8 protein-coding genes are annotated in these 12,186 nt (G+C 57.6%); all 8 read left to right on the top strand.

Features of this window, described 5'->3' with window-relative positions; translation table 11 throughout:
• Positions 1-285: 285 nt before the first annotated feature.
• The 8 genes from M2352_RS17100 (at position 286) to M2352_RS17065 (ending at position 12,176) form a co-directional block, all read left to right on the top strand.
• Positions 286-1,167, top strand: coding sequence for a WYL domain-containing protein (locus tag M2352_RS17100; RefSeq protein ID WP_257539444.1), 882 nt, complete (start codon positions 286-288; stop codon positions 1,165-1,167).
• Positions 1,168-3,921: an ATP-binding protein gene (locus M2352_RS17095; protein ID WP_257539443.1), complete on the top strand. Its 2,754-nt coding sequence runs from the start codon at positions 1,168-1,170 to the stop codon at positions 3,919-3,921.
• Positions 3,921-4,910, top strand: a complete 990-nt coding sequence (locus M2352_RS17090; protein WP_257539442.1) for a hypothetical protein — start codon at positions 3,921-3,923, stop codon at positions 4,908-4,910. Before M2352_RS17095 ends, M2352_RS17090 begins: the two co-directional genes overlap by 1 nt.
• A 13-nt stretch (positions 4,911-4,923) precedes the next feature.
• Entirely contained in the window at positions 4,924-8,130 is a 3,207-nt protein-coding gene (locus tag M2352_RS17085) for a hypothetical protein (protein WP_264665755.1), read from the top strand.
• 2 nt (positions 8,131-8,132) lie between these two features.
• Positions 8,133-8,633, top strand: a complete 501-nt coding sequence (locus tag M2352_RS17080) for a hypothetical protein (RefSeq protein ID WP_257539440.1) — start codon at positions 8,133-8,135, stop codon at positions 8,631-8,633.
• An 8-nt stretch (positions 8,634-8,641) separates the two neighbouring features.
• On the top strand, positions 8,642-11,404 hold the full coding sequence (locus M2352_RS17075; protein ID WP_257539439.1) for a DEAD/DEAH box helicase: 2,763 nt from the start codon (positions 8,642-8,644) through the stop codon (positions 11,402-11,404).
• Positions 11,405-11,709: 305 nt separating this feature from the next.
• Complete coding sequence (locus tag M2352_RS17070; RefSeq protein ID WP_257539438.1) at positions 11,710-11,904, top strand: hypothetical protein; 195 nt, start codon at positions 11,710-11,712, stop codon at positions 11,902-11,904.
• Positions 11,905-11,975: 71 nt separating this feature from the next.
• Complete coding sequence (locus tag M2352_RS17065) at positions 11,976-12,176, top strand: type II toxin-antitoxin system prevent-host-death family antitoxin (RefSeq protein ID WP_257539437.1); 201 nt, start codon at positions 11,976-11,978, stop codon at positions 12,174-12,176.
• The last annotated feature ends 10 nt before the right edge of the window (positions 12,177-12,186 follow it).

Below are 12,186 nucleotides of genomic sequence, written 5' to 3'. Positions count from 1 at the left end.
ATAACATCTGGATGGCTTGTATATTTTTTAACAAAAAATGGAAAATATTCAGAATGGCAATAATTTCAGCATGTTGACGCCACGACTGGAATAACATTCCGACGACAGCCCGAGCCCGGCAAGTTCGCATTTATTCTCCCACTACAAATCACACCTATCCACGCAAACAACTGTCCTTGCTTACAAATTTAGTTGCCCGCGCTCTGCCGATCAGATAGCGTGCAAAGGGCACAGAAATTGTGTGCGCACAGTTAGCACACTCACAACAAACCCAAGGGCAAGGCTGTGGAAAACGACAGGTCGGATCTTCGCTGGGGCGTCGAGCAGCGGCTCGAGTTCATCGAGTTTCGCCTGTTTTGGGAGGGGCATGTGAACCGAAGCGATGTCATGGAACAGTTCGGGCTGTCGGTGAACCAGGCTTCATCCGACCTTAATCGCTACATCAGCTTCGCCCCCGACAATATGACCTACGACAAGAGTGCGCGCACCTACGTGCGCGGCCCGGGGTTCAAGGCAGTGTTTGGGAAGCTGGACGCAGGTCGTTACTTGGCCCAGTTGCGATCCTTGGAAGAAGGGATCCTGGATCGCGATGATTGCTGGATCACCGATGTGCTGGAGTTTTGTTCGACGCCCACTCCAGCGCGCGGCGTTCATTCTGAAACCTTGCGCGCGGTCGTTGGCGCCATTCGCCGCGCCGAAGCGATAGAGGTTAATTACCAATCGCTGTCCAATCCAGATCCACGCTGGCGATGGATTGCACCCCATGCAATCGCTTTCGATGGGTTTCGTTGGCATGCACGAGCCTTCTGCATGACCGACGATTGCTTCAAGGACTTCCTGCTGTCGCGGATGCTTGAGGTGCGAGGGACCGCCGAGGCTGCAACCTCTGCCGCCGGAGACGACGATTGGCATTCGGAGATTACCTTGGAGGTTGGGCCCCACCCAGGCCTGTCTGAGACACAGGCCAAGGTGATCGCGCTCGACTACGGCATGCAGGACGGGAAAGTCGAGATCAAGGTTCGCCGCGCGCTGCTTTATTACACGCTCAAGCGCCTTGGACTGGACACGGATCCATCCGCGAGGAATCCGCAGGATCAGCAGATCGTGCTGCTGAACCGGGAAACATCATTTCCGGCTAAGCCGGCAGAACGAATTGGAGAGGCGTAAATGCTTGGTTTGAAGCTGAGGGATGAGTTCAAAGGGCGGCGCCTCAAAGGGACGGCAATTGAGCTGTCCAACGATGCGAATACGGGGGCGACCCAAGTGCCGGCCCGCGACTTTCTTGAGATCACGTACCCTACGCTCGATTTATTGAAAGGCATCGAAGCCGTCGGCCCCCAGCAAGGTCGACCGGTTGTTGTCATTGGTGAACGCGGCCTCGGGAAGTCACACCTTATGGCCGCTCTCTATCACACTGTTAGTGATCCTGCCTCAACCGGAGATTGGTTGAAGAGCTGGTCCACTACCCTGTCTGACCCGGCGATCGGTCAAATCCCGCTGCGGAATGGCATGCTCGTCATCGGGGAAAGTCTCCATCGTCAGCGCTATAAGTTCCTCTGGGACATTCTGTTCGAACGGCATCCACACGGCACATACATCAAGGGGAAGTGGGAAGGTATGGGTGCCAGCAAGACTGACATTCCGTCCGACCAGCTCATCCTCGAGATGCTCCGGCATTCGCCGACGATGCTGCTGCTCGACGAGTTTCAGACCTGGTTCGACGGCCTCACGAACACTAAACAGTATCCGTGGAAAAACTGGGCGTTCAACTTCATCCAGATCCTCTCTGAGATTGCAAAGGAGCACCCCGAACTCCTCGTGCTCGTGGTTTCGGTTCGAAACGGGACAAGCGACGCATACCAGCAGATCCACAGGGTGAATCCCGTTCAGGTGGATTTCCGTGCTGGCGGTAGCCCGGACAAGATCCAGCATGATCGCCGTCGCATGCTCCTCCATCGGCTGTTTGAAAACCGGTTGCAGATCGGCTCCTCGGCAATCGAGAGCACCCTCGACGTTCACATCAACGAATATTTTCGGCAGCTCGGTACGCCATCTTCCGAACAGGACAGGAAGCGGCGAGACTTTGTCGAATGCTGGCCCTTCGCGCCGCACCTCTTGCAACTCTTGGAGGATCAGGTGCTTGTGGCGACAGACGCCCAAGAGACGCGCGACCTCATCCGCATCTTGGCGAACCTGCATAAGAGCAGCGGCGAGAACGCTCCAGTTTTGACAGCTGCCGATTTTCGGCTCGACGATGATGCATCCGGGATCGGAGCACTTCTGGACTCGGTTGCCAATCAGCAACACCGCGCCCTACGCGACAAAGCCCTTCGCAACCTCACCTCTGTAACCGAAGCCGTGCCAGACCACGCCTCGAAGGTCCCACATCTTCAGGAAATCATCGGCTCGCTGTGGCTGCGGTCAATAGCGGTCGGAAACATGGCCGGCGCAGAGCCTTCTGTTCTGCAAATCGACCTGACGCGGGCAAAACCAGTCGATGACAATGCTTTCCAGGTTGAGCTCGCAACGGTCATCGAGAACAGCTTCAATATCCACCAAGATGGAGCGCGGCTCGTCTTCAAGGAAGAGGAAAACCCTCAGGCCAAAGTCATGGCCTCCGCGAGAAATGACAAGCTTTTCACGGATGGATCGGACCTCATTCAACTCGCTAAGGAAACCCGCTACGTCATCGGTGGCAGCGAGGAAGTCGCCAAGACATTCCGTGTCATCGCGTTGCCCCGCAATTGGCTGAACGACCCTTGGACGGGCTTGGACGAGAGTGAACAGCCCGAGCGTTGGGACGACAGGCTACCGATTTTGGTGCTCCCCGAGGAGCCGGATCGCATTGATGAGCGCCTTGGGCGGTGGCTCAAAGATCACCTCCAGAAACGTCGGAACACGGTTCGGTTCCTGATCCCTCGGAACGGGACTTCGAACGCTTTCTATGATCGTGACCTTCTTGTCCTCGCTAGGGCGGAAATGAAGGCGCAGGAATGGGGCGCGCAGAATGCGGAGTATCGTAAACTGCAGTCGAAATACCAAGGTGAGCTGCGGGACATTCTCAAGAAGCGGTTTGATCGTTTTGCCGTGCTGCACAGTTGGAACTTTGGCGACCCGTCGAAATGCGAGTTCCATATCGAGACACTTCGCGAGCAAGGAGCGAAGGTTCCGGAAGCGATTGAAATCGCGATGACGAACGACTTGTTCGTCCCTGAGGATTTTGAACACCTAGTGCTTGAGGCCGCAACCAATAACAGTTCGGTCGGCAAGATACTTAAGGAACTGCAAGAGCCTCGCCCGGCAGGCCAGGATTGTATCCCATGGTTGGGCGAGACGGCCATGAAAGAGCGGATCTTGCGTCTCTGTGCCAAAGGCAAGATCGCGATCAACCTTCGAGGAATGGAGTATCTGCAGGCCCAGTCAGGCGAGGACGAAGAGACCGCGTGGCGACGCTTGCGGCCGAAGCTTTCGTACACAGGACGCCAGCTTGACGAGGTGTTCATCTTGCCGCCGTCTGCTGTTCCAGCGACCGGGGGGGCGAATCCACAGCCAGCTCCGGGAACGCCCCCCCCTTGCGGGCTCTTCGGCGGGGGCACAGAGCCGACGCCAGCGCCTCCCGGAGGAATGTCCGAGAACCCGGGATCAGTACCAGGCGCGCCGGACCCGATGCCGCAACCTGGTGGCGGCATCTTCGGTGGTGGTGCCAGCTCTGGCGCGCCTCGTATGCCCTTTGCCGCACCCGCGACCTCGCCGCTCAACCTTATCGGGAAACTCGAAGGTTGGGGAATTGGTCCAGCAACGCCTGTGAAAGCCGTCACCATAAAGGTGGACGCTGCGACTGGCGCGCAGCTGAAGGAACTCCTCAAGAAACTGCCTGATGGCATGACGTTCGAGTTGTCGCTCGACAAGGAGGACAACTGATGGCGTTGGACTTGGAAGCGATTGCGGGCCTGACGACAGCTCCTGATGATGAGGCTTGGGCCACGATCATCGAGCGCGTCATGTCGATCTGCGGAGCACCAATAGATGCCGAAAAGGCGCCTGGAGAAGTGACCCGACGGGATCGGGCCATCGGCGAGATCGACCACTTTCTGTCGTCGGCGGCATGGGGTTTGTGGCAAACCTTTGGGAACGCCGCCCCGCGCAATGCTGAGAAGATCGTTGAATGGTGGTCCGCGCCTTACAGCGCCAAGGCCGTCTTGATTCTCGATGGGCTTAGTCTGCGAGAAATGCCTTGGCTTCTCGAGGGCGCAAAGGCACGCGGGTTTGTTGTTCACACCGCTGCCGGCTACGGTGCGGAAATACCGTCGGAGACGAATGCCTTTGCCAAAGCCCTAGGCTTCGGAAGCCGGAGCCAGCTTCAGAACAACGGCAGTGGGCTCGTCCACAAGCTGGCGCCCGCCAGAACCGAGACGATTGACCTGCCTTGGAAGGATTGCGCCGGCCTGATCGATGCCTCGCCGAATTGGGTATTTTGGCACCAATGGCCCGATAGCAAGCTGCACGACGGTGCCGGTGCCGGTCAGGGTCTGGATCTCCTTACGCGCGATATCGCAACACAATTGACCAGCGACGATTTCTGGGAATTCGTCGAGCGCCTCGCGACCGGTCGTCGTTTGGTCATCACCTCTGATCATGGGTATGCCGCCACAGGGCTGTTCTACGACGCGATGGACGAACAGGCCTCCTTCCTCAAGGGCGCGCTGAAGAGCGGACGGCTTCTATCCGGCGACCACGATCCCGGTCCCTTTGTCCCGCCCGTTGCCCTTTCGGTGGATAGCCAGCACGGCAAGCACCTACTCGCAGTCGGGCGTTGGAAATGGAAAAGCCAGGGCGGCTACCCCACCCTCGCGCATGGCGGCTTGTCCCTGTTCGAGATGCTCTGCCCGTTTGTTGAATTGACGAAGTAAGGAATTTACGCCCATGGCGACCAAGAAAGAACAGATTGCCCAAGAGGTCGCGCGTGCGGTTGGTGCCGGCAAAGCCGTCGCCATGGAAACCGTCGATTTCAGCGATCCGAACCGCCCCAAGACCTGCCTCGAGGTGGATTTCCCGATCCTGCCCGTGAACCAGGTCGCCGTGATTGAAGGTAACGCGGGCAAACCGATCTACCAGATGTCGAAATGGTGGGCCCGGCGGCGGTCCAGCGTGTTCCGCTCCATGCTGATCTCGGCGGCGACCAAGGCGCCCGAGGATCCCTCTCATGCAGCGAAGCTGGTCTGGGACAACTACTACGCCAACCACCAGAAGAAAGGCGCCTTCAAGCACCTGAAGGTGGCCGACATCTTCATGGGCGGCGGCACGACGCTGGTCGAAGGATCGCGACTCGGCATGCAGATGTCTGGCAACGACTTGAACCCGGTCGCATGGTTCGTGGTGAAGCAGGAACTGGCCGATGTTGATCTCGATGAGGTGAGGCGCCTCCTGGCCGATATCGAGGCCGAGGTGAAACCGCAGATCATGCCGTTCTACTACTGCGATGGCCCGAACGGCGAGAAAGGCACCTGGACGCACAAACCCTCGGGCAAGGTGATGGGCGCGGATTTCGATCCGTTGGCCCTGAAGCCTGAGGAGCGGAAAGACTACGCCTACGACGGGCCCGAGATCATCTATACCTTCTGGGCGAAGCACGGGCCCTGCCAGGTAACAGGTTGCGGTCACCGCACGCCGATCATGACCAATCCGGTGATGGCGGTGAAAACGCTGACCGTGAAGCATTGGGCGCACAAATGCCCGTCATGCAGTGAGCGCTTCGAGATCGAGGACGCCGAGGCGCGAATGGCGCCCGACGTTCCGCTTTATGTCGCGCCCGACGAAAAGCCCTATTCGATCCTCGATCGGAAAGGCCGGGTCATCTGCCCCCATTGCGGCCACACCGAAATAGTGAAGCTCAACAAGGGCAAAAACAAGAAGGTCGATCTCACGCTCTTGGTCCATCCTGAATGGCTGGCTGGCAGCCCGAAAACTGCCCCGGATGGCAGTGAATTTGGCGGAGCACCGCAGGACGACGCGGCATCAACCCGTGCTTGGAATTCCGAGCGGGCGAGCCATATTCGGCTGCTGGAGGTACGCGGCAAGCTGCCGGACACGGTCACTTGTCCCGAGACCAAGGTGACCTTCCCGACCGGCAAGGAAGGCGGCACGGTTCCGAAGCGGTCCACCTTCACCTGTGCATCATGTGGTTCGCAGCAGGATGTAATGAATTCGATCCGCGATTCCAAGAAAGGCGGACAGGTCGCAGGATATGGCATCCAGGGGCTCGCGCCCAAGCGCGGAGATTCCGGAGCGCCCTATCGCGGCCGCTTCTTTGCCCCCTTCGACGAACAGCTGGCAGACCAATACAGCGCTGCAATCGAGGAGTGGGAGCAGCGAAAGGACAGCGATCTAGCTGACTATTGGCCCCGTTCCGAGGTTCCGTATGGCTTCATGACGGCCATCGCAAACAGCGATATTCGCACGAACTATGGGTTCACGCATTGGTGGACCATGTTTAATCCACGGCAGCTTCTCGTGTTGTCGCAGATCCTCAAGTCTATCGTGGAAACGGGTGACTACAGCTGGGCAACGCGAGAGTATGTTCTTGGTGCGTTCCAGCAGTATCTCCGCAACCAGAATATGTTTTGTTTCTGGGATGTTGGGTATGACAAACTTGTCCCCCACATGAGCAACAATAACTATCATCCCAAAGCAAATATCATCGAAAACTGCGTCTTTAGCTCACTTGGGCGAGGGAATTGGGTTTCGTGCTCAGAAGTTATTGAGTCCGGTGAAGAATGGTCTCAACACCCTTGGGATCCGGTGAGTGCCGACACGCTTGCCGTTACTCACCCCTCGCTTGCCGCTGAGATTTCGGGAAAAAGCGAAAAAGTTTTCCCCGGAGACGCTGTGCAAGAAACGGAGATATTCCAGGGATCTTCGACGGAACTGAACCAGTTTGGTGACCAATCAATAGATCTGGTGATTACCGATCCTCCCTTCGGTGGCCTGCTTCATTATTCCGAACTTGCGGACTTCTTCTACGTTTGGCTCCGCCTCCCGCTGAAGGCGAAGTACCCAGAGTACTTCGGCCCGGAATACACACCGAAATCAATGGAGGCCGTGTCCAACAAAGCGCGTGAGCCCGACGACCCGGATGGATTTTACCAGCGCTTGCTGACCGGCTGCTGGCGCGAGGCTCATCGTGTCCTAAAACCCGGCGGAGTACTGGCATTCACCTTCCACCATAGTGAAGACGCTCCGTGGGTATCGGTGTTGGAATCGCTCTTCGACGCCGGTTTCTATCTCGAGGCGACCTATCCAATCCGCTCGGACGAAACGAAGGGCGAAGGAGAGTTTGGCTCCAAGACCATCGAATACGACATCGTGCACGTGTGCCGGAAACGCATTCATGAACCGAAGGCCGTCAGCTGGGCCCGTATGCGCCGAGAGGTTCTGGCTGACGTTCGTCAGCTGCAAGGCCTGCTGGAAAATCACGCCCAGCGGGGTCTTCCAGAAGCCGACATCCAGGTCATTCGGCGCGGTAAGGCGCTCGAATACTTCTCGCAGCACTACGGGAAGGTTTATGTCGACGAAGGCCGGCCGATTTCGGTCAAGGATGCCCTCGTCGGCATCAACCAGCTGATCGACGAAGATGCCAACAAGGCCTCCGAGCCACCGCCGGTGACCGCAGAGCCGATCACCCGTCAGTTCCTGCGCATCTTCGATGGCAAGACCGAGCTCGCGCGCGACCAGATGCAGAAGATGCTGCGCGGCTCGGGGATCGCCCCGGATGAATTCGTAAGCCGCGGCTGGGCTCGCGAAGAGAAAAAGGTGTTCTACCTCAACGACCCGCTCGCGATCGCACAGGATTGGCAGGGACGACACCGGCGCAAACTGTCGGCCGACCTGGACCAAACCTTCGTTCTGATGGGGGCCTGTTATGACGGCAGCGGGATCAACGCGGCGGACACGCTAAAGAACGAGAACTTCAAGCCCCACGCGGCGCTGAAGAGCCTTCTCGAATGGATGAGCAAGCGGGGTCAGACGCAGCAGATGCGCAACGCGGCCTCGCGGGCACTGAGCATTTACAACAACTGGGCTGCCAGCAACAAAGAGCAGGTCCAGCAGCTGTCGTTCTTCTTGGAGGATTGAGCATGAAACAGGTGCTCGACAGCGTCTGGCAACGTCGGGGCGTCAGCTGGATTTGGGACGACGACGCCTTCGCGAAGGTTGCGCGGGCGAGCGAGGTCTACAGCCTGCGCCAGCTGATGCTTGCCACCAAATCGTGGCCGGACGAACTGCCGAGCAACGGCGGTGACACATTGGTCGTGGCGGGCCTCGATGCCTGCCTCGACCTTCTGTCGCCGGCGGACGCCGATGCCTGGCTTGGCGGAGCCCTGAAATCAGCGATCCTCTCCTTCCAGGATTTCTACGATGGTCAGGCATCGCTGGTGTTCTGGCTTCCAAACGGCCAGAGGCGAATGCCCATCGACCTTGCGACCGATGCCGTGCGGTGGCGGTGCTCTGCGCCGTTTTCCAGCGAGACTATCGATTTCGGACGGGTCTTGTGGGGAGAAGCCTGGGAGTATCCGCAAGAGATCATTCTTGCGCAGGGCGGTAAATCGGTGGGCCTGTTCCATTTGAGGATCACCTGATCGTGCAGATGGAACAGACCACCTTCGGCCCCGGTGAGCGGATCACCCATCTCGATTTCGGCGCCGGCGTTGTGCTTGAAGCACCGCGCGACGGCTACCTCCGTGCATTCTTCAGTATCGGAGAGCGCCGCGTTCCGATCGCCAGCGTTCAGAAGGAGCTGTCGCGCACCGAGCGCATTCTGCGATCAGTAGAGGGAACCGCCGAGCGGGCACGATCCGTCTGGCTATCCTACGAGGCTCACGCACTGCCCGTGATGGAGAGCGCGTCCGCGCTCACGTCCGCGCGGATCGACCTTCTGCCCCACCAGGTCGTTCTGACACATCGCATCGCAACAGCCTCGCCTCGTCGATTTCTTATCGCCGACGAAGTCGGTCTCGGAAAGACAATCGAAACCGCGCTCGTGCTCCGCGAATTGGCAAGCCGCGGTGAGCTTGATCGTGCCCTGATGGTTGTGCCTGCGGGCCTCGTGAACAACTGGCACCGGGAGCTGAACGAAGTCTTCAACCTGGACTTCGAGGTCTTTGGGTCGGAAGGCGATATCACCGACCGCAAGACTAACGCTTTCGCGAAACATGACCGGCTCATTGCCAGCATCGACACGTTGAAGCGGCCAGCGCGCATCAAACGCCTGTTGGAAGCTCCACATTGGGATCTTGTTGTCTTTGACGAGGCGCACCACCTGACCGCCTACCGAACGGGAGGGAAAGTTCGGAAGACGGAAAACTACAAACTCGGCGAGGCTTTGAAAGGTCACACGCGAGACCTCCTTCTCCTCTCCGCGACGCCACATCAAGGAAACCACTTCCAGTTCTGGATGCTCGTCCAACTGTTAAATCCCACGCTCTTCGGCAGCCCTGAGGAGATGTTGGAAAATCGACATCGCTTGAATACCGTGATGTTCCGACGGACCAAGGCGGATGCTTGCCGCCCGGATGGAGATCCGCTTTTCGCACGCCGGTGGGTACATACAGAATCCTTCCTGATGGGTGACGAAGAGCGACGCTTTTATGAGCGGCTGCGCGAATACCTCGAAGAAGGTTTCGACCTGGCCAAACGAAAAGGAAACCAAGGGCGAGCCTTGGGCTTTCTCATGGCGATCTTCCAAAAGATCGCAGCGTCCAGCTTCGCTGCCGTGAGGCGGACACTCAAGCGACGTATGCTCATGCTCACCCTGCAAGAGGCGCTTCTGCGGGACAAGGAGCTTGATATTGAAGGTCGCGAGCGACTGTTCGATGAAGCGCGGGAGCTGATTCATGCCGAATGGGGGCTTGAAAGGGATCCGATCGGGAAAAGTGAAGTCGACCGGATAATGGCCGACCTAAAATATAGGCTCGCAAAGAAGTTGGACGAGGAAGCGCTGGAGATGGCGTCCGATCCTTATGGCTCGGAATTTGCGTCTTCTCATATGGAGGATGTCGCCTCGGCAGCGATCGACCTGCATCTACCGGAAGAGCGGTTGCGAATTGCAGACTTGCTCTCGGTTTTTCCGGTGCAGCGTGAAACCAAGGTGCAGAAGCTACTCGACGGCCTTGGTACCTTGTGGCGTCAAAATCCCAACGAAAAGATTGTGATCTTTGCCACGTATTTGGGGACAGTGGACCTCTTGGCCCGTGAAATCGAGGCGACATATCCCGGTCAAGGCGTCGTAGTTCTCCGTGGCGGTGATCACGGCGCCAAAGCCGCTGCTGAACGCCGCTTCAAGTTGAAGGATGGGCCGCGTGTAATGGTCTGCACCGCAGCAGGCCGCGAGGGCATCAATCTGCAGTTCGCACGCATCCTTTTCAATTTTGACCTGCCCTGGAATCCAATGGATATGGAACAGCGGATCGGTCGAATTCATCGATATGGTCAAGCGCACACCGCGCAAGTCTACAACTTGGTCCTTTCAGATACGATCGAAGGGCGCATTTTTCTTCTGCTTGACGACAAGCTTACGGAAATCGCGAGAACGCTCGGGAAAGTCGACGAGCAAGGCAACGTCGCAGAAGATCTGCGTTCTCAGATACTTGGGCAGCTGTCAGAGCGATTGAACTACGACCGGCTTTACCAAGAGGCTCTGGGTGACCCAGAGCTGAAACGGACCGCAGTTGAACTTGAGGCGGCCTTGGCAAACGCACGCGAGGCACGGGAGGTAGTATTTGATCTCTTCCAAGATCTCGAAGGCTTCAGTCTGGATGATTACAAGCCGTTCTCCGATGTTTCCACGGGTTTGGAGCGGTTGGTTGATTTCTTGTCGGTGGCCATGGCGGACCGGAATCTAAGGATCTCGAAGGTTGATGCAGAGACTATCGATTTACTTACGGTCGATGGTGCCCGCCGCATTCGATTTACTCTAAACCGCGATGTCGCAACTTCCTCCGAAACGTGCGATCTCCTGGGGCTTGATCATCCAGCGGTCCAGGAGGAACTGGGCAGGTGGCGTTCGCTCAATCCGAATTTTCTCGGAGTAGCCCTTGAGGGAAATGGAATTGAACCAGCCATCCTCTCGTTGTGGCTTGTGGAAGCGACCAACGGTCAAGGTGAAAAACGGACAACCATACAATCCATCGCGGTCAGCCCTGAGGGGACAAGGCTTCCTGCAATTGAGCGCCAGGTTGATCAGGTGCTCAGGTTGTCGCCCTCTCGACCTTTCCTGGGCGAGGATGAGCGGATCAGCATCTTCAGCAAGACCGTCGAGCCGTCCCTTCAACGGGAGCTCAAGCATAAGGGCACCGCAGCTGGAGATGGAAGCTACTCTGCAGAACTCATTGGCTATGTTGAGATTACTTAGCTTATGGTTACCATTTTCGGATAGTGTTTAGTCTTAACATTGTGCGTCACTTCTCTATGCTTCTCAGGCTTGCGTTAAAAACGCAACGGTTTAGGTATTCATTATGCAAGTGGCAGATGGAGAAGATTCGAAGTCATCTGTGTGCTTATGGGATCTGTTCAGCCACTTTCGCTTCCAAATACGCCGTCCCTTTTCTACGCAACGGTATCCCATTCACCGCACAGCGGTGCCCGAGACCTTCCCTCGGCTGACATTCCGCGCTTCCATTGTCCCAGCCCCTTTCCGGGCACGGGATTTTGGAGACGATGGCGGTCAAGCGGAACAGGATCGATATCGAGGTCACAGCCTCGAACGGACCGGAAACGGACCGGCACGATCCTGCGCGCAAAGACGCTGCAGTCATGTCACTGGCCCGCCTGATCGGACGCCAGATCGCCCGCGAACAATTTGAGCGCAAGCTGGCAGCGGAGCGCAAAGGTCAACGCCACCTACGTAGCTGACCTGCAAATCCTCTTGCATTTATACGTGTAATACGTATTATATAGGCAGACCTGTTCTCCTGGAGTCTGCGATGCCAACCACAACCTCCCTCGAATTCCAGCGCAAGTTCGGACAGTATCTGAACGAGTCTCACCGTGAGCCGGTAGAGATCACGCGACATGGCCGGCGCGAGTTTGTGCTGATGTCGGCCGCCCAATATGACGAGCTGCTGTCAGCGGCGCAGCGCAGCGGCAAAGCCGTCGAAACCGCCTCCGACCCTGAACAGAATTAACCTGCCCCCT

Origin of the sequence: Azospirillum fermentarium, assembly GCF_025961205.1 — a bacterium.
In the GTDB taxonomy this organism is placed as follows: Bacteria; Pseudomonadota; Alphaproteobacteria; order Azospirillales; family Azospirillaceae; genus Azospirillum; species Azospirillum fermentarium.
Note: the sequence above shows the minus strand (reverse complement) of the source record. Positions and strands in the feature narration are given on the sequence as shown.